Below are 17,951 nucleotides of genomic sequence, written 5' to 3' on the forward strand. Positions count from 1 at the left end.
GCCCGCTCAGCGGTCCGCCGTCCGGTGGATCGGGCCGTCGACCCCGGTCAGCCGCTCACCGGTGCCACCCCAGCGACCGGCGATGACCTCCGCGGCGATGGAGATCGCGGTCTCCTCCGGCGTGCGCGCACCCAGGTCCAGGCCGATCGGCGAGGACAGCCGGTCCAGCTCGTCCGGCTTCAACCCGGCCTCGCGCAGCCGGTCCAGGCGCTCGTCGTGCGTGCGCCGCGATCCCATCGCGCCGACGTAGGCGACCGGCAGCCGCAGCGCCACCTCCAGCAGCGGGACGTCGAACTTCGGGTCGTGGGTGAGCACGCACAGCACCGTGCGCTCGTCGATCCGCCCGGCGTCGGCCTCGGCCTGCAGGTACCGGTGCGGCCACTCGACGACCACCTCGTCGGCGTCCGGGAACCGGCGGGCGGTGGCGAACACCGGGCGGGCGTCGCAGACGGTGACCCGGTAGCCGAGGAACGAGCCCACCCGGGCGACCGCGGCGGCGAAGTCGATCGCGCCGAACACGACCATCCGGGCCGGCGGGGCGAAGGAGGAGACGAACAGCGTCAGGTCGTCGCCGCGCCGCTCGCCGTCGTGGCCGTAGGTGAGGGTGGCGGTGCGGCCGGCGGCGAGCAGGCCGCGGGCGTCGTCGGCGACCGCGCCGTCCAGGTGCTGCTCGCCGAACGAGCCCGACGCCCGGTCGGGCCACAGCACCATCCGCCGGCCCAGCCGGTCGGCCGGGCCCTTGACGCAGGTGACGACGGCGACCGGCTCGTGCGCGGCCACCGACGCGGCGACCTCGCCGAGCTCCGGGAAGGTCTCCCGGTTCACCGCCTCCACGTAGACGTCGAGGATCCCGCCGCAGGTCAGGCCCACGGCGAAGGCGTCGTCGTCGCTGACGCCGTAGCGCTGCAGGGTGGGCTCGCCACCGGCGACGACGTCCTTGGCCTCCTCGTAGACCGCGCCCTCGACGCAGCCGCCGGACACGCTGCCCACCGCGGTGCCGTCGGGGCCGACCAGCATCGCCGCACCCGGCGGCCGCGGCGCCGAGCGCCAGGTGCCCACCACGGTGCCCACGCCGACGGTCTCCCCCGCCGACCACCAGCCGACCAGGTCGTCCAGCACCTCACGCATCGCGCCACCTCTCCGGCGGAGTCCCAGCGCTCGGAATTCGATGCGCTGGGACTCCACTCAAGCACCTAGGCACGGGTGATCACCCCGGCCAGCTCCTCGAACGCCGCCAGGCTGTGCCCGGCGACGAAGTGGTCGACCGACGGCAGCGCGGCGACCATCCCCGCGGTCAGCGGCTCGTACCCCGACCGCCCCTTGTGCGGGTTCACCCAGACGACGGCGTGCGCGAGCCGGTGCAGCCGGGCCATCTGCTCGCCCAGCAGCTCCGCTCCCCCGCGCTCCCAGCCGTCGCTGCACACCACGACCACGGCGCCGCGGGCGGTGCCGCGCTGCCCCCAGCGGTCGAGGAACGCCTTGAGCACCTCGCCGATCCGGGTGCCGCCGGACCAGTCGGGGATCGCCTCCCCGCCGGCGGCCAGCGCCCGGTCGGGGTCGCGCAGCCGCAGCTCCCGGGTGACCCGGGTCAGCCGGGTGCCGATCGTGAACACCTCGGTGGACGCCGGCCGGGCCCGGACGGCGGCGTGCGCGAACCGCAGCAGCGCGTCGGCGTAGGGGCTCATCGAGCCGGAGACGTCGATCAGCAGCACCACCCGGCGCGGGCGGGGCCGGGCCCGGTGCCGGGCCAGCGCGGTCACCTCGCCACCGGTGCGCAGCGCCCGGCGCACCGTGCGCGGGCCGTCGATGCCGCCGTGCACGGCCGGGCTGCGCCGCCGCGACCGCCGCATCGGGGTGGCCGGGGCGAGCAGGGTGAACAGCCGGCGCAGCTGCTCGCGCTCGGCGGGGGTCAGCTCGCCGACGTCCCGGTGCCGCAGCACCTCCGCGCCGCTGGCCTTGGTGGCCAGCTCGGTGGGCTCGTCGTCGGCGCCGTCCGCGTCCCCGGCGTCGGCCAGCGGAGCGACCGCGGCGACCCGGACCGGTTCGTCCGCGGCGCGGGCGCGGGCGCGCGGCACCTCGCCGCCGAAGTACGCGGCGAACGCGGCGTCGTAGCGGTCCAGGTCGTCGGGGCCGGCGCAGAGCGTCAGCCGGCCGGCCCAGTAGACGGCCGTGGGGTCCAGGACGTCGAGGTGCCCGGCCGCGGCGAGCATCGCCTCGACCCGGTCCGGCGAGGCGGCCACCCCGGCGTGCCGCAGCGTCCGGGCGAACCCGAGCACCGTCTGCACGACGTCCCTGGTCTCAGGCAAAGGAAGCTCTGCACCCTGTTTCGGGGTCGAAACCGGGTGCAGAGCTTCCTTTGCCTCCGAAGCCCGGTCAGGCCCCACCGAACAGCGCCCCCGCGGCCAGGGCCTTCACCCGCTCGCCGTCCTCCCGGTACTTGAGCACGGCGCCCAGCGTGCGGGCGGCGATGTCGGGGTCCAGCTCCCGGGCGCCGAGGGCGTGCAGCGCGGACGCCCAGTCCATCGCCTCGGCGACGCCGGGCGGCTTGAGCAGGTCCAGGTCGCGCAGCCCGGCGGTGGCGCGGGCGACCTGGCGGGCGAGCGTCTCGGTCACGTCGGGCAGCCGGCGGCGCAGGATCGCCACCTCGCGCTCGAACCCGGGGTGCTCCAGCCAGTGGTAGAGGCAGCGGCGCTTGAGCGCGTCGTGCACCTCGCGGGTGCGGTTGGAGGTGAGCACGACCAGCGGCGGGGTGGCCGCGCGCACGGTGCCGAGCTCGGGGATGGAGATGGTGAAGTCGCTCAGCACCTCGAGCAGGAACGCCTCGAACTCGTCGTCCGCGCGGTCGACCTCGTCGACCAGCAGCACCGACGGGGAGTCCTCCAGCGCCTGCAGCAGCGGGCGGGCCAGCAGGAACCGCCGGTCGTACAGCGACGCCTCCAGCTCCTCGGTGTCACCGGCCGCGTGGGCGGCCTCGGCGGCGCGCAGGTGCAGCAGCTGCCGGCCGAAGTCCCAGTCGTAGAGCGCGTGGGTGGCCTCGAGGCCCTCGTAGCACTGCAGCCGGTACAGCGGCCGGCCGGTGACCTCGGCCAGCGCCCGGGCCAGCGCGGTCTTGCCGACGCCCGCCTCGCCCTCGAGGAACAGCGGCCGGTGCATGACCAGCGCGAGGTAGGCGGCGGTGGCCAGGCCCTCGTCGGGCAGGTAGCCGGTGGTCTCCAGCGCCGCCGCGAGCGCGCCTGGGTCGCGGGGGAGGGTGGGCTCGCTCACACCGGGCAGCATCCCACCCTCCCTCCCCCGCGCGCAGCGGCCGTTCCGGACGGCGGGTGCTCAGACCAACCAGCCGCCCCCGCTGAACCGGTCGACCGGTGCGGGCTCCGCCTGCGCCCGGCGGTACATGGCCTCGAACGGCTCGCGCAGGACGGCGTTCGTCGCGTCCAGCTCGTCCTGCCGGGCGACGATCTTCTCCAGCTGCCCGGCGAGCTCGGCGCGGACGGCGGCCTCGTCGACCGTCGTCATCCGGCCGCCCTGCACGACGACCCGGCCGGCGACGACCACCGTGTCGATCGACGAGCCGTTCTCCGAGTAGACGAGCTGGTGGTCCAGCCGCTGCCGGGGCGTGAAGGCGAGCGTCTCCAGGTCGAAGACGACCAGGTCGGCCTGCTTGCCCACCTCGAGGCTGCCGGTGACCCGGTCGAGCACCGCGCTGCGCGCGCCGCCGATCGTGCCGGCGGTGAGCACCTCGTGCACGGTCGGCCAGGTGGTGAAGTCGGCGTCGGTGACCTTGTGCAGCAGGGCCGCGGTCTTGACGACGTCGAGCATCCGCGGCGAGTCGCTGCTGGAGCAGCCGTCGGAGCCCAGGCCCACGTTCACCCCGGCGTCGTGCAGCGCCCGCCACGGCGCGATGCCCGAGCCGAGCTTCAGGTTGCTGATCGGGTTGTGCGAGATCGAGGTGCCGGCGGCGGCGACCAGCTCGAGGTCCTCGCGGGTCACCCAGATGCCGTGCGCGAAGGTGGTGTTCGGCGACAGCGCGCCGAGGGAGTCCATGTACGACACCAGGGAGGTGCCGTAGAACTCCCGGCCGGTGACCAGCTGGGTCTTGGTCTCCAGCACGTGGACGTGGCACTCCGCGTCGAACTCGCGGGCCAGCTCGGTGGCGCCGGTGAGCAGGTCGGCGCCCACCCGCTGCGGGCCGGACGGCGCCACCATGTACCGCAGCCGCCCGCCGGCCCGGCCGTGGTGGGTGGCGAACGCCTGGCGGCTGAAGTCGAGGTACTCGTCGGTGGTGGCGGTGGGTGCGGCCCGCACCTCGGCGACGACCGACGGCGGCAGGTACTCGGTGACGTAGGGCAGCGTGTCGATGAACGGCTTGCTGATCACGTGCCCGGAGACGTTGGCGCGGACGCCGATCTCCTCGTACGCGTCGAACACCGCGGCCAGCTGCCCGGCGTCCTGGTCCGGCGTCTCCAGCACGTCGTCGACCAGCGTGGTGACGCCGGCCTTGAGCGACTCCATCGCGAAGAGGGTGGAGCGCAACCGGACGAGGTCGGGCTCGACCCGGCTGTCGCCGAGGATCGGGTAGCAGAGCGCCATCCACAGCTCGAGCGGCAGGTTGTCGTAGCGGCCCTTGGCGAAGGTCTCCCACGAGTGGGTGTGCGCGTTGACCAGGCCGGGGGTGACCAGCCGGTCGCTGCCGTCGATGACCGTGTCGCCGGGCTCGGGGGTCAGCCCGGTGCCGACGGCCGTGATGACGTCGTCGACGATGCGGATGCTGCGGGTGACCGGGGTGCTCCCGGTGGCGGCGTCCATGGTGATGACGGACGCGTCCTTGATGAACAGCGGCATGGGGTGTCCTCGGTTCTGCGGGTGGTCAGGAGCGGACGGCCTCGACCGGCGCCGGCTCGACGACGGGTGGTGCCGGCGACGGCGCCGGCGCGCGGCGGGTGGTGAGCAGGGCGTAGGTGGCGCCGGCGGTCACCGCGCCGGCCAGCCAGGAGAGGTCGACGCCGTCCAGCGCCCGGGCGACCGGGCCCTGCAGCGCGGCCACCGAGCCGTTGAGGCACAGCCAGGTGCACACCACGCCGACGGCGAAGGAGACCAGCGCCTCCCAGCGGACGTCGGGCAGCCGCCGCCCGCCGACCGGGTCGAACAGGTGGGTGAAGTCGCGGGTGCCGCGCTCGCGGACCAGGTAGTGGACGCCGACGACGGCGGCCCACGGGGCGACCCAGCCGACCAGCCCGGCGAGCCACGCGTCCAGCACCGCGGCGACGTCGTCCTGGTAGACGAACCAGACGCAGGCGACGAAGGCCAGCACGCCGACCAGCAGGTTCAGGGTGCGGCGGCGGAGGGCGACGTCCATGGCCTGCAGCGCCATGCTGAACGAGTAGATGTTGAGCACGTTGGTGGCCACCGGCCCGTGCAGCACGAGCAGCAGCACCGGGACGGCGAGCGCGCCGTAGTTGTCGACGATGAGCCGCCCGGGGTCGACGCCGCCGTTCTTCGTGGCCAGCGTGGCGCCGAGCAGACCCAGCCAGACGACCGGGATGAACTGGGCCAGCACGCTGGCCAGGAACAGCTTGCGGCGCGGGGCGCGGCGGTCGACGAAGCGCGAGTAGTCGGCGGCGTAGGTGAACCAGGTGATGCCCCAGCCGATGCCGATCGCCGTCATGACGATCGACATCGCGGCGATCCGGGCGCCGCCGGTGAGCTCGCTGCCGGCCGGGCCGGCGTAGCCCCAGTCGACGTCGAGGAAGCCCCAGGCGAAGAAGGACATCAGCGCGAGCACCACCAGGGTGGGCGGCACGGTCCAGCGCTCGAAGGCGGCGATCGCCTTGTAGCCGGCCAGCGAGATGGCCACCTGGACGGCCATGATCAGCGCCGCGACACCGATCTTCCAGCCGACGTTGGCGGCGTCGGGATCGACGACGCCGAGCTTGCCGAGCAGCGCGACGACCAGGTCGAGCACGATCCACGTGTTGACCGCGCACCAGCCGATGACGACCCCCGCCTGGATGGCCGCGGGCAGGTAGTTGCCGCGCCGGCCGAAGGCGGCCCGGGCCATCACCATCCCGGTGGCGCCGGTGCGGTGGCCCAGCAGCACGAAGCCGCCGAACACGGCCATGCCGACGACGTTGCCGAGCACCAGCACGGTCATCGTGTCCCAGAGCCCGAGGCCCATGGTCACGCCGAGCGCGCCGAGCACCCAGTTGATCGGCGCGATGTTCGCGCCGGCCCAGATCCAGAACTGCCCGTTGACCGGTGCGGTGCGCCGTTCGTCGGGCAGCGGCTGCAACGCCTCCTCGACGTCGGTGCCGTGCGTCCCGTGGGTCTCCATCGCGCTCTCCTCGGCCGGGGGGGGTGGAACGTCGACGTCGAGCGTGAGTTGGTTGCGTTTCGCGGCAGGTCGTCCCGGCGTCAACTCCCCGTTTCGGCGGTGGACGTTCTGTACGGTCCCGCGGCATGGGCCTGACCGTCGCGGAGATGCTCGACGACCCCTTCGTGGCGGCCACCGACCCGCTCGTGGTGACCGGCGGCGCGGACCTGTCCCGCACCGTGCGCTGGGTGCACGCCAGCGAGCAGCTGGACATCGCGCCGCTGCTGCTCGGTGGTGAGGTGGTGCTGATGGAGGGCGTCAACCTGGGCGCCGGCCTCACCGACGCGGAGTGCCGGTCGTACGTGTCCTCGCTGGTGGAGGCCGGGGTGGCCGGGCTGGCGGTGGAGCTGACCGACCGGCTGCCGGCGGTGCCCCCCGCGGTGGTCGCGGCGGCCGACGAGGCCGGGCTGCCGGTGGTCGCGATGCGGCGGCGGGTGCCGTTCGTGCAGATCTGCCAGAGCGTGAACACCCGGCTGTCCGACGGCAGCCTGCGCCAACTGCGGCTGGCGGACAGACTGTCCGTCAGCCTCGCCGACCTGGCCGGCGGTTCGGCCACCGTGACGCCGCTGCTGGAGGTGATCGCCCGGGAGACCCGGGCCGACGTGACCCTGGTCGGGCTGGACGGCGGGGAGATCGCCCGCGCCGGCTTACCCGACGACCCCGCCGGCGACCGGCCCGACGACACCGCGTTCGCCGGGTCGTTCTCCGCGCCGCTGCGCGCCGGGCAGGCGGTCTGCGGCACCCTGCTGCTGCGCGCCCGCGCGGAGGCCGACATCCACTCGGTCGCCGTCGCGCTGGACCGGGCGCCGGAGGTGCTGGCCATCAGCCTGCTGCGGGTGCGGCCGCCGAGCATCGAGGAGCGGCTGACGGCGGAGCTGTTCGCCCTGCTCAGCCGCGACGGCCGGGACCGGTCGGCGGACGCGCTGCAGGTGGAGGTCTACCTGGACCGGCTCGGGCTGCCCGCGGACGCCCACTACCTGGGGGTCTCCGCGGACATCGGCGGCGACTGGCACCGGCTGCGGGCGGTCCGCGAGGTCGTCCGGCGGGTCGCACCTGGGGCGCTGGTGCAGGTGGCCGGCGACGAGCTGCTCGCGGTGCTGCCGTTCGCCGTCCCGGCGGAGCTGGAGCGGGCCCGGGCGGTGCTGCTGGCCGACCTGCCCCGGCCCGCCCGGCCGCGCGGCACCGCGGTGGCGTGCGTGGGCGCGGGCACCCGGCGGCGCCGCGACCTGGCCCGCGAGGTGACGGCGGTGCGCACGGTGCGCCGGTGGAGCCGGCGCCCGGCGGCCGACGAGGGGGTGGTCGACGCGCGGGGTCACGCGGTGGAGCGGCTGGTCCGCTCGCTGGACGACGACCCGCGGCTGGGCGACTTCGTCGACGAGGTGCTCGGCCGGCTGACCGAGGGAGGCGGCGACCTGCTGCACACCCTGGCCGCGTACGGCGCGCTGTGGGGGAGCAAGACCGCCACCGCGGCGGCGCTGGGCATCGGCCGGCAGACGCTCTACCAGCGGCTGGACCGGATCGAGGCGCTGGTCGGGCCGCTGGACGCGACGCCGGCCCGGGCGGCCGCGGTGCTCACCGCGGCGTTCGTGGAGGAGGCGCGCCGGTCGCTGCCGGCGCACCCTTGACCGGGTCAGCCCCCGGTGCCGCCCCAGTGGTACTGGCAGGAGGACGTGCTGGCGGCGTCCAGCTGCGCGAGGGTGAGCGCCTCGACCGGCAGCGGGTCGTTGCCCGGGCGCAGGCCGGGCAGCAGCAGGGCCAGGTACCGGCGCCAGATCTCCGGGGCGGTCTCGCCGGCCAGGTCGGCGACGGCGCAGACCATCACGGTGAGGACCTTGAAGTCGCCGACGGTCACGTCGGCGCGCAGCGCGCCGGCCGCCTGCGCGCGCTGGACCAGCAGGGTCAGCGGCTCCTCGAGCTTCTCCTTGATCCGCAGCACGCTCTCCGGGTCCGAGACGCTGGTCAGCACTTCGCGCAGGCCGCGGTTGAAGGCCTGCAGCCCCAGCGCCGACTCCAGGCAGCTGACCAGGCCCCGCCAGGGGTCCTCGTCGGCGAGCGCCTTCTCGGCCATGACCACCATCGCGTCGATGGCCTCCTCGAGCACGGCGGTGGCCAGCTCGAACTTGTTGCCGAAGTGCCGGTAGGCGGTGCCGACGCCCACGCCGGCCGCCTTGGCCACGTCGTCCAGGGTGGCCTCGAGGCCGCGCTCGGCGAAGACGGTGCGGGCCGCGGCGAGCAGCAGCTCCCGGTTGCGCGCGGCGTCCCGGCGCAGCGGTCGGGCAGGGGTGTCGACGCTCGTGTCCGCGGTCGTGCTCGCTGTGCTGGTCACGAGGTCCTCCTGTCCCGCCCGCTGCGCCGGTGCACCGAACGCTCTCCTCAGAGTGCCACGGCGGTGGCGCTCCCATCGAGCTGAGGCACGTCGCGCCGCAGCACCAGCCCGGACAGCACGGCCCCGCCGGCGAAGATCGCCGCCGCCCACCAGAAGGCGGTGGTGTAGCTGTGCAGCGCCGCCTGGGCGGCCAGCAGCCGCTGGTCGGGGGTGTCCGCGGCGTGGTCGGCCACCCACCCGGTGGCGGCGGTGGCGGCGATGGTGTTGAGCAGCGCCGCGCCGATCGACCCGCCGACCTGCTGGGTGGTGTTCACCATCGCCGAGGCGACCCCGGCGTCGTGCTCGGTGACGCCGAGGGTGCCCAGCACGAACGCGGCGGAGAACACCAGGCCCAGCCCGATGCCCATGAGCAGCGAGGCCGGCAGCACCGTGGAGGCGTAGGCCGACTGCAGCTCGATCCGGGTGAGCACGACCATCCCGGCCGCGGCGAGCAGCATGCCCGCCGGCATGAGGACCCGCGGGCTGACCCGCGGCACCAGCACCGTGCTCGAGATGCCCGCGGTGACCACCAGGACGCCGGTCATCGGCAGGAACGCCACCCCGGCCCGGACGGCGCTGTAACCCAGCGTCGCCTCGAGGTAGTAGGTGAGGAACAGGAAGACGGCGAACATCCCGGCCGCGGCGATGAACATCGCCAGGTAGGAGCCGCCGCGGCTGCGGTCCAGGACCACGCGCAGCGGGAGCAGCGGGTTGCCCGCGCGGGTCTGCCAGACCACGAACGCGGCCAGCAGCACTCCGGCGGCCACCAGGAAGCCCAGGGTCAGGCTGTCGGACCAGCCGTCGCTCTCGGCGCGGGAGAACCCGTAGACGAGGGCGAACAGGCCGGCGCTGACCAGCACGGTGCCGGGCAGGTCGAGCCGCGGCCGGGCGTCGCTGGCGTGCTTGGCGAGCAGCAGGAACCCGCCGACCAGCGCGAGGGCGGCGAAGAAGAGGTTCACGTACATCGTCCAGCGCCAGGAGGCGTACTCGGTGAGGACGCCGCCGAGCAGCAGGCCGATCGAGGCGCCGGCGCCGGCGATGCCGCCGTAGATGCCGAAGGCGCGGGCGCGCTCGCGGGCGTCGACGAAGGTGGTGGCCAGCAGCGACAGGCCGGCGGGGGCCAGCAGCGCGCCGAAGCCGCCCTGGACGGCGCGGGCGACGACGAGCATCCCGAAGTTGGTGGCGGCGCCGCCGACGGCCGAGGCGATGGCGAAGCCGGCCAGGCCGACGAGGAACACGTTCTTGCGGCCGAACAGGTCGGCGATGCGCCCGCCGATCAGCAGCAGGCTGCCGAAGGCGAGCGCGTAGGCGGTGACCACCCACTGGCGGTCGGCGTCCCCGAACCCGAGGTCGGCCTGGGCGTAGGGGAGCGCGATGTTCACGACGGTGGCGTCGAGCACCACCATCAGCTGCGCGATGCCCAGGACGGCGAGCACCCACCAGCGGCGGGCGTGATCGGGCGGTTCGGTGCGGTCGTGGCGCTCGGTGCGGTCGGGGGTGCCGACTGCCGGAGCGCTGAGGGTCTCGGCCATGATCTCTCCCATCCAGAGCGGAGCCGTCGTCTCCGCTTCGAGGAGGACAGTAGCGCACAAACGGAGCAGCCGTCTCCGGATTTTGCGTGAACTCTCCGTTACGGGCGCGGGGCCGCGGGAGCGGGGCAGGATCGGTGCCGTGCAGACACGCCAGCTCGGACAGCAGGGCCTGACCGTCTCGGCCGAGGGCCTCGGCTGCATGGGGATGAGCTCCTACTACGGCCCGTTCGACGAGGCCGAGAACCTGGCGACGCTCGCCCGGGCGCTGGAGCTGGGCGTGACGTTCCTCGACACGGCCGACGTCTACGGACCGTGGACGAACGAGCGCCTGCTGGGCAGGGTGCTGGCCGCGCACCGGGACGAGGTGGTGCTGGCGACGAAGTTCGGCAACGAGCTGGACGCCGACGGCCGGCGCACCGGGCGGGTCAACGGCACCCCGGCGTACGTGCGGGCGTCGGTCGAGGGCTCGCTGCAGCGGCTGGGCACCGACGTGGTCGACCTCTGCTACCAGCACCGGGTCGACCCCGCGGTGCCGGTCGAGGAGACGTTCGGGGCGCTCGGCGAGCTGGTCGCCGAGGGGAAGGTGCGGTTCGTCGGGATCAGCGAGGCGTTCCCGGAGACGATCCGCCGGGCGCACGCCGCGCACCCGCTGTCCGCGGTGCAGACGGAGTGGTCGCTGTTCACCCGGGACGTCGAGGACAACGGCGTGCTGGCGACCGTGCGCGAGCTGGGCATCGGGTTCGTGCCCTACGCGCCGCTGGGCCGCGGGTTCCTCTCCGGGAAGATCCGCAGCGTCGACGACTTCGCGGAGGACGACTTCCGCCGCAGCTCCCCGCGCTTCCAGGGCGAGAACTTCGCCAGGAACCTCGAGGTGCTCGACCGGGTGGTGGCGATCGCCGCGGCCAAGGGCGTGACGCCGACCCGGCTGGCGCTCGCGTGGGTGCTCGCCCAGGGCCCGGACGTCGTGCCCATCCCGGGGACCCGGCGGATCGCGAACCTCGAGGAGAACGTCTCCGCGCTGGACGTCGAGCTGACCCCCGCCGACCTCGCCGCGATCGAGGAGGTCGCACCGGTCGGCGTCACCGCCGGCGAGCGGTACTCGCCGTCCGGGATGCGCTGGCTGCAGACCTGACCCCCCGCACCCGGGTCGAGCCGCACGGGCAGGATGCAGGCATGGCGGACCTGACCCTCGGCAACGACCTGCGCACCTTCGTCGACGCCTCGCCGTCGCCGTTCCACGCCGTGGCCGAGCTGGCCCGCCGGCTGCGCGGCGTCGGCTTCACCGAGCTGACGGAGGCCGAGGCCTGGCAGCTGGCGCCCGGTGGCCAGCACTTCGTCGTCCGGCAGGGCAGCCTGATCGCGTTCCGCGTCGGGACGGCGCCGCTCGCGGAGGCCGGGCTGCGGATGGTCGGCGCGCACACCGACTCGCCCACCTTCAAGGTCCGCCCGCACGACGACGTCCGGCAGGCCGGCTACCGGCTGGTCGGCGTCGAGCCCTACGGCGGCGGCCTCTGGCACACCTGGCTGGACCGGGAGCTCACGGTCGCCGGCCGGGTCGCGCTCCGGGGCGGCCGCACCGAGCTGGTCCGGCTGCCCGGCGCCCCGGTGCGGCTGCCGAGCCTCGCCATCCACCTGGACCGCGGCGTCCGCGACGGGCTGAAGCTCGACCCGCAGCGCGATCTCGTGCCGGTCTGGGGCAGCGACCTCGACACCGAGCCCGGTCTGCGCGCCGCGGTGGCGCAGGCCGCCGGCGTCGCGGCGGACGACGTCGTCGGCCACGACCTCGTGCTCGCCGACACCCAGCCCGCCGCCCCGGCCGGCGCCGACGGCACCTGGATCGCCTCCCCGCGGCTCGACGACCAGGCCTGCTGCCACTCCGGGCTCACCGCGCTGATCGCCGCCCGCGGCACCGCCCGCACCCAGCTGCTGGTCTGCAACGACCACGAGGAGGTGGGCAGCGGCTCGATGTCGGGCGCGCGCGGCAGCTTCCTGGAGGACGTCGTGGCCCGGCTGGTCGCGGTCACCGACGGCGCGGACCCGCAGGCGCTGCCCCGCGCGCTGGCGCAGACCCGGCTGGTGTCGGCGGACATGGCGCACGCCGTCCACCCGACCCGCCACGACCGGCACGAGCCCCAGCACCGCCCGGTGCTCGGCGGCGGCCCGGTGCTCAAGCTGAACGCCAACCAGGCCTACGCCACCGACGCGGGCACCGGCGGCTGGTTCACCGAGCGCTGCGCCGAGGCCGGCGTGCCGGTGCAGCACTTCGTCACCCGGGCCGACCTGCCCAGCGGCTCGACGATCGGCCCGCTGACCGCCACCCGCCTCGGCGTCGCGACCGTCGACGTCGGCGCGCCCATGCTGGCGATGCACTCGTGCCGGGAGCTGGCCTCGGCGCTCGACGTCCCGCTGATGGTCGCCGCGCTCACCGCGTGCTTCACCGGCTGACAGGCGGTCCGCAGCGATGGCACAGGCCTACTACGAGCGGCTCGACTCGACCCGCTTCCTCCCGACGGTGCACGCCGGGGGCGCGTGGCGGTCCGACGAGCAGCACTTCGCGCCGGTCGCGGGGCTGCTCACCCACGAGATCGAGCGGCACGCGGCCGGCGGCGGGCTGACCGTCGGCCGGCTGACCTTCGAGATCCTCGGGGTCATCGGCGCCGCGGAGTCGGAGGTCTCCGTGGAGACGGTCCGGCCGGGGCGCACGATCTCGCTGGTCGAGGCGACGATGACCGTCGCCGGGCGCGCCGTCGTCCGGGCCCGGGCCTGGCTGCTCGCCGCGCAGGACACCTCCGCGGTGGCCGGCGGCGCCCCGGCGCCGCTGCCGCCCCGCGACCAGCTGCCGGTCTGGCACGGGCCGGACACCTGGCCCGGCGGGTACATCGCCTCGATCGAGGTCCGCCGCTCGGCCGACGCCGGCCCCGGCCGGGCGCAGGCCTGGCTGTCGACCCCGCTCGACCTGGTGGACGGCGAGCCGGCCGGGGCGCTGGCGCGGTTCATCGGGCTGGTCGACACCGCGAACGGGATCGCGGTGCGGGAGTCGCCGGGCGCGTGGATGTTCCCCAACCTCGACCTGTCGGTGCACCTGTACCGGCAGCCCACCGACGGCGTGGTCGGCCTGGACACCACCGTGGTCTTCGGCCCGGACGGCGTGGGCCTGACCAGCAGCGTGCTGCACGACGAGCAGGGGCCGGTGGGCCGGGCCGAGCAGGTGCTCACCGTCCGGCCGATGCCCGCCCACGGCTGACCCGGGCGGGCCCGGGCGGCAGACTGGCCGGGTGCCTCCCCGTTCCTGCCCCTGCGGTTCCGGCCTGCCCTACGCCGGGTGCTGCGGCCGGCTGCACGACGGCACCGCCCAGGCGGCGACGGCCGAGCAGCTGATGCGCTCGCGGTACAGCGCGTTCGCCGTCGGCGACCCCGCCTACCTGCTCGAGACCTGGCACCCCGGCACCCGGCCGGCCGACCTCCAGCTCGACCCGGGCGTGCGATGGACCGGTCTGGAGGTCGTCGCCACCAGCGGCGGCACGATGCTCGCCGCCGAGGGCACGGTCGAGTTCCGGGCGCACTTCGTCGCCGACGGCGGAGCCGGCGTGCAGGGCGAGCGCAGCCGGTTCGTCCGGGACGGCGGCCGGTGGCGCTACCTGGACGGCGAGCCTTCCTCCTGACCCGCCCGGCCCACCCCACGACCTTCCCGCCCGGCGGTGCGCGCGGTGCCGGCGACGGGACCGGTGCGGGAGGCTGGCGCCCATGCCGCACCTGCTGCACCTCGACTCGTCCGCCGATCCGCGCACCTCGGCCTCCCGGGCGGTCACCGGCGCCTTCGTCGACACCTGGCGGGCGCGGGGACCGGCGTTCACCGTGACCAGCCGGGACCTGCAGGCCGACCCGCCGCCGCACCTGCCCGACGCCGCGCTGCACTGGGCGCCCGCGCTGCGGATCGCCGGTGAGACCGCCGACCCGGCCGCCGAGGCCCGCCAGCAGGGCTACCTCGACGAACTGCTCGCCGCCGACGTCCTGCTGGTCGGGGCACCGATGTACAACTGGTCGCTGCCCTCCACGCTCAAGGCGTGGCTCGACCACGTGCACGTGCTGGGCACCACGGTGCCGTTCGGGCCGGACGGCGAGCAGCCGCTGGCCGGCCGCACGGCGGTGGTGGTCTCCAGCCGGGGCGCGGCCTACGACGAGGGGACACCGACCGCCGGCTGGGACCACACGGTGCCGCCGCTGGAGCTGGTGCTCGGCCAGTCGTTCGGGATGACCGTCGAGGTGGTCACCGTGCAGCTGACCCTCGCCGGGCGGGTGGCCGCGATGACCGGGCTGCGCGACCAGGCCGACGAGAGCGCCCGCGCCGCGCACGCCGCCGCGGTGCACCTGGCCGGCCGGCTGGGCTGAGCCTCAGCCGGCCGCCGCGCAGGACCCGGTGGCGGTGTACCGCAGGGTGGCGGCCAGCACCTCGTCCATCCGGTCGCGGGTGGCGGTCAGCTCGCGCACCTGCTGGTCGATCCGGTCCCGTTCGGCGGTCAGCCGGGCGACCATCTCGGGGGTCGCGACGCCGGTGTGCACGCACGGCAGGAGGTCGACGATCGCCCGGCTGGGCAGCCCGGCCCGCAGCAGCAGCTGGATCCAGTGCACCCGGCCGACCGCGCCCTCGGCGTAGCGGCGCTGGCCGCTCGGGCTGCGCTCGGACTCCAGCAGCCCCTGCTCCTCGTAGTACCGGAGCGCCCGGACGCTCACGCCCGCCGCCGCCGCGACCTCGCCGATCCGCACGGTGCCTCCCTCGTGCCGCGGGCTCCTGTGCCGCAGCTCACCCTTGACCCTGACGTCAGCGTCAGGTCCGACGATGGGTGCTCCGCACGAGAGAGGACACCCCCATGGACATCACCGGTTCGGTCGCACTGGTCACCGGGGCCAACCGCGGCCTCGGCCGCGAGTTCGCCCGGCAGCTGCTCGACCGCGGCGCGGCGAAGGTCTACGCCACCGCCCGCCGTCCCGAGCTGGTCGACCTGCCCGGCGCCGAGGCGCTGCGGCTGGACATCACCGACCCGGCCTCGGTCGCCGCGGCGGCCGACGCCGCCGGCGACGTCACCCTGCTGGTCAACAACGCTGGGATCACCACCGGCGCCGACCTGGTCACCGGCGACCTGGCCGACGTCCACCGCGAGCTGGACACCCACTTCTTCGGCACGCTGGGCATGGTGCGCGCGTTCGCGCCGGTGCTCGGGCGCAACGGCGGCGGCGCGATCGTGAACGTGCTGTCGGCGCTGTCCTGGTTCGCCACGACCGGGGCCAATGGCTACCACGTGGCCAAGGCCGCGGAGTGGGCGATGACCAACGGCGTCCGGCTGGAGCTCGCCGGCCAGGGCACCCTGGTCACCGGCGTCCACCTCGGCGCCGCCGACACCGACATGATGGCCGGCTACGACGGCCCGAAGACCGCGCCGGCGGACGTCGTCCGCGCGGTCCTGGACGGGTTGGGGGAGCGGCAGCTCGAGGTCGTCGTCGACGACTGGAGCGCCGGGGTGAAGGCCAGCCTGGCCGGCGACCCGGCCGCCTTCTACGGCCGGCTGCCGGCCTGACGTCCTCCGGCGGCGGGCGCAGCCCGCCGCCGGGACGCGGTCACACCTGGTCGCGCCAGCTGTGCTGCGGGTCGAAGCCGAGCAGCCGGCGGGCCTTGTCGATCGACAGCAGCGTGTCGTGCTCGCCGAGGTCGCGGCGCACCTCGACGTCCGGGAACACCTCCGCGACCAGCTCGGCGGTGGGCCGGCTCATCACCGTGTCGGCGTTGGCGATGATGCAGACCTCCATGCCGGTGGTGTCCAGCGCCAGCGCGCGGCGGACCGCCTGGGCCCCGTCGCGGGCGTCGATGTAGCCCCACAGGTTCCACTTCCGCGCCCGCGGGTCCGCGTCGAACGACGGGAACTGCGCGTAGTCCTGCGGCTCCATCACGTTGGAGAAGCGCAGGCCGACCATCTTGAGCTGCGGGTCCCAGCCGCACAGCTGCCGGGCCAGCTCCTCCTCCAGCGTCTTGGTCAGCGAGTAGGTGCTGGTCGGCCGCGGGTGGTACTCCTCGTCGACCGGCAGGTACGGCGGCGGGGTGTCGAACGGCAGCCCGAGCACGGTCTCGCTGGACGCCCAGACGATGTTCCGGACGCCGACCCGGCGGGCGGCGGTGAACACGTTGAACGTCGTGTTCATGTTGTTGGTGAAGGTGGCGTGGTCACCGACGATCCCGGGCGCCGGGACGGCGGCCAGGTGCACCAGCGCGTCGACCGAGCCGTAGTTCTCCTCGAAGCCGTGCATCGCGTCCAGGACGGCGCCGTAGTCGGTGAGGTCCATCGGCACGACGGTGATCGCGGCCGCCACCTCCGCCGGCAGCCCGGCCGGGCGCACCCGGTCGAACACCACGACGTCCTCCCCGTGCTGCACCAGGTCGGTGACGACCGCCCGTCCCAGCTTGCCGGCTCCACCGGTGACCACCACTCGTGCCATGCGTCGTTCCTCCCCGGACGGTGCCGCGCTCAACCATCAGGCGCTGGCCCGGACGACCACCTCGGAGCCGAACCAGGTGTCGACGACGTCCGGCCGGCCGAGCGCCCCGCGCGCGGCCGCGGCGGCGATCTCCTCGACCGGGTGCGTCGCGGTGGTCAGCGGCGGGCCGCTGGCCCAGGCCGCCGGGACGTCGTCGAACCCGGCCACCGCGACGTCGCCGGGCACCTGCCGGCCGCGCTCCCGCAGCGCGGCCAGGGCACCGAGCGCGACCGCGTCGGAGACGGCGAGCACCGCGTCGGTGCCCGGCCAGCGGCGCAGCACCTCGGCGACCCCGGTCCGGCCGCTGGCGGCGTCGAAGTCGCCCGGGACGGTGCGGGCGGGCAGGCCGGCCTCGGCGACGACCCGCCGGTAGGCCGCGACCGGCCGGCGGGTGCACGGCAGCCAGGGCGGCCCGGTGAGCATCGCGATCCGGCGCCGCCCGGAGCGCACCAGGTGCCGGGCGAGCCCGGCGACCGCGGCGTCGTTGTCGACGTCGTACGCCGGCAGCACGCCGCCGCCCACGCCGATGGAGACGGTGCGCCGGCGCAGCGCCGGTGGCACCGACCCGAGCACCGCCTGCGTGGTGTTGACCAGGACGACGCCCGCCACGGTGCGGTCCGCGCCGAGCTGCCGCAGCGCCTCGCCGGGCCGGTCCAGCGGCAGCCAGCGCGCCGCGACGCCCAGCCCGTCCGCGTCGGCGACCCGGGCGGCCGCCCCGACCACCCGGGCGAGGTAGGGGTCGGTGAGCACGGTCGGCGCCGCGCCGGTCACCGCGACGACCAGCCGGGTGCCCGCGCCGGTGACCATCGCCCGGGCCACCGGGTCGGCCGCGTAGCCGAGCTCCGCGGCCGCCGCGAGGGCGCGCCGGCGGGTCTCGTCGGCGACCGGGCCGGAGCCGGTGAGCGCCCGCGACACCGTGGCCCGCGACAACCCGGCCCGCCGGGCCACGTCGACCAGGGTCACCGCCGCGTCGTCGCGCACCGCCCCGTCCTACCAGCGCGGCACCCGTCGGCCAACCCCCGCGGGTCACCGGGCCGGAGGACGGTCGCGTTCCTCTTCGCCGAGGCGTCGGCGACCCGCCGGACCGCGGTCACCCGGCGGTCACCTGCGGCCTCGACAGTGGCGCCGTCCGGGCCCGCCCAGGGCTCCTCCGACACCCGAG

General features: G+C 75.3%; 17 protein-coding genes. 7 read left to right on the plus strand and 10 right to left on the minus strand.

The window, feature by feature from the left end; all coding sequences use genetic code 11:
* Positions 1-6: 6 nt before the first annotated feature.
* From AB0J00_RS06295 to AB0J00_RS06315, 5 genes are all read right to left on the minus strand, one after another.
* A complete protein-coding gene (locus AB0J00_RS06295) occupies positions 7-1,128 on the minus strand; it encodes an XdhC/CoxI family protein (RefSeq protein ID WP_357741781.1) in 1,122 nt (373 codons plus the stop codon).
* 65 nt (positions 1,129-1,193) lie between these two features.
* Positions 1,194-2,306 carry a VWA domain-containing protein gene (locus tag AB0J00_RS06300; protein ID WP_357741783.1) on the minus strand — a complete coding sequence of 371 codons (1,113 nt, stop codon included), beginning with the start codon at positions 2,304-2,306 and terminating at the stop codon, positions 1,194-1,196.
* A gap of 67 nt (positions 2,307-2,373) precedes the next feature.
* The gene (locus AB0J00_RS06305; RefSeq protein ID WP_357741786.1) at positions 2,374-3,276 is read right to left on the minus strand and encodes a MoxR family ATPase; all 903 of its coding nucleotides are present in this window, start codon (positions 3,274-3,276) and stop codon (positions 2,374-2,376) included.
* Between the two features lie 48 nt (positions 3,277-3,324).
* Positions 3,325-4,839 (minus strand): amidohydrolase family protein, encoded by a 1,515-nt coding sequence (locus AB0J00_RS06310; protein ID WP_357741789.1) that lies wholly within the window; start codon positions 4,837-4,839, stop codon positions 3,325-3,327.
* Between the two features lie 25 nt (positions 4,840-4,864).
* Positions 4,865-6,328 carry a cytosine permease gene (locus tag AB0J00_RS06315; protein ID WP_357741792.1) on the minus strand — a complete coding sequence of 488 codons (1,464 nt, stop codon included), beginning with the start codon at positions 6,326-6,328 and terminating at the stop codon, positions 4,865-4,867.
* Positions 6,329-6,453: 125 nt separating this feature from the next.
* Here AB0J00_RS06315 and AB0J00_RS06320 point away from each other — a divergent pair, with 125 nt between their 5' ends.
* Complete coding sequence (locus AB0J00_RS06320; RefSeq protein ID WP_357741794.1) at positions 6,454-7,992, plus strand: PucR family transcriptional regulator; 1,539 nt, start codon at positions 6,454-6,456, stop codon at positions 7,990-7,992.
* Positions 7,993-7,997: 5 nt separating this feature from the next.
* On the opposite strand, the gene AB0J00_RS06325 is transcribed toward AB0J00_RS06320, so the two are convergent.
* Positions 7,998-8,693 (minus strand): TetR/AcrR family transcriptional regulator, encoded by a 696-nt coding sequence (locus tag AB0J00_RS06325; RefSeq protein WP_357741797.1) that lies wholly within the window; start codon positions 8,691-8,693, stop codon positions 7,998-8,000.
* 47 nt (positions 8,694-8,740) lie between these two features.
* Entirely contained in the window at positions 8,741-10,264 is a 1,524-nt protein-coding gene (locus tag AB0J00_RS06330) for an MFS transporter (RefSeq protein ID WP_357741800.1), read from the minus strand.
* A gap of 139 nt (positions 10,265-10,403) precedes the next feature.
* On the opposite strand from AB0J00_RS06330, the gene AB0J00_RS06335 reads away from it, so the two are divergent.
* From AB0J00_RS06335 to AB0J00_RS06355, 5 genes are all read left to right on the plus strand, one after another.
* The gene (locus AB0J00_RS06335) at positions 10,404-11,396 is read left to right on the plus strand and encodes an aldo/keto reductase (RefSeq protein WP_357741802.1); all 993 of its coding nucleotides are present in this window, start codon (positions 10,404-10,406) and stop codon (positions 11,394-11,396) included.
* Between the two features lie 41 nt (positions 11,397-11,437).
* Positions 11,438-12,709 carry a M18 family aminopeptidase gene (locus AB0J00_RS06340; protein WP_357741805.1) on the plus strand — a complete coding sequence of 424 codons (1,272 nt, stop codon included), beginning with the start codon at positions 11,438-11,440 and terminating at the stop codon, positions 12,707-12,709.
* Between the two features lie 16 nt (positions 12,710-12,725).
* Positions 12,726-13,508, plus strand: coding sequence for a thioesterase family protein (locus AB0J00_RS06345; protein ID WP_357741808.1), 783 nt, complete (start codon positions 12,726-12,728; stop codon positions 13,506-13,508).
* Between the two features lie 31 nt (positions 13,509-13,539).
* Positions 13,540-13,926 (plus strand): YchJ family protein, encoded by a 387-nt coding sequence (locus AB0J00_RS06350; protein WP_357741811.1) that lies wholly within the window; start codon positions 13,540-13,542, stop codon positions 13,924-13,926.
* 82 nt (positions 13,927-14,008) lie between these two features.
* A complete protein-coding gene (locus AB0J00_RS06355) occupies positions 14,009-14,653 on the plus strand; it encodes an NAD(P)H-dependent oxidoreductase (RefSeq protein ID WP_357741813.1) in 645 nt (214 codons plus the stop codon).
* 3 nt (positions 14,654-14,656) lie between these two features.
* Here AB0J00_RS06355 and AB0J00_RS06360 read toward each other — a convergent pair whose 3' ends face one another.
* The gene (locus AB0J00_RS06360; protein ID WP_357741816.1) at positions 14,657-15,028 is read right to left on the minus strand and encodes a MerR family transcriptional regulator; all 372 of its coding nucleotides are present in this window, start codon (positions 15,026-15,028) and stop codon (positions 14,657-14,659) included.
* 104 nt (positions 15,029-15,132) lie between these two features.
* Here AB0J00_RS06360 and AB0J00_RS06365 point away from each other — a divergent pair, with 104 nt between their 5' ends.
* Positions 15,133-15,837: an SDR family oxidoreductase gene (locus AB0J00_RS06365; protein WP_357741819.1), complete on the plus strand. Its 705-nt coding sequence runs from the start codon at positions 15,133-15,135 to the stop codon at positions 15,835-15,837.
* 40 nt (positions 15,838-15,877) lie between these two features.
* Here AB0J00_RS06365 and AB0J00_RS06370 read toward each other — a convergent pair whose 3' ends face one another.
* Together AB0J00_RS06370 and AB0J00_RS06375 are read right to left on the minus strand one after the other, a co-directional pair.
* On the minus strand, positions 15,878-16,750 hold the full coding sequence (locus tag AB0J00_RS06370; RefSeq protein ID WP_357741822.1) for an NAD(P)-dependent oxidoreductase: 873 nt from the start codon (positions 16,748-16,750) through the stop codon (positions 15,878-15,880).
* A 36-nt stretch (positions 16,751-16,786) separates the two neighbouring features.
* Entirely contained in the window at positions 16,787-17,770 is a 984-nt protein-coding gene (locus tag AB0J00_RS06375; protein ID WP_357741825.1) for a LacI family DNA-binding transcriptional regulator, read from the minus strand.
* Positions 17,771-17,951: the final 181 nt, after the last annotated feature.

It is taken from the genome of Modestobacter sp. NPDC049651, assembly GCF_040659695.1.
Taxonomy (GTDB): domain Bacteria; phylum Actinomycetota; class Actinomycetes; order Mycobacteriales; family Geodermatophilaceae; genus Modestobacter.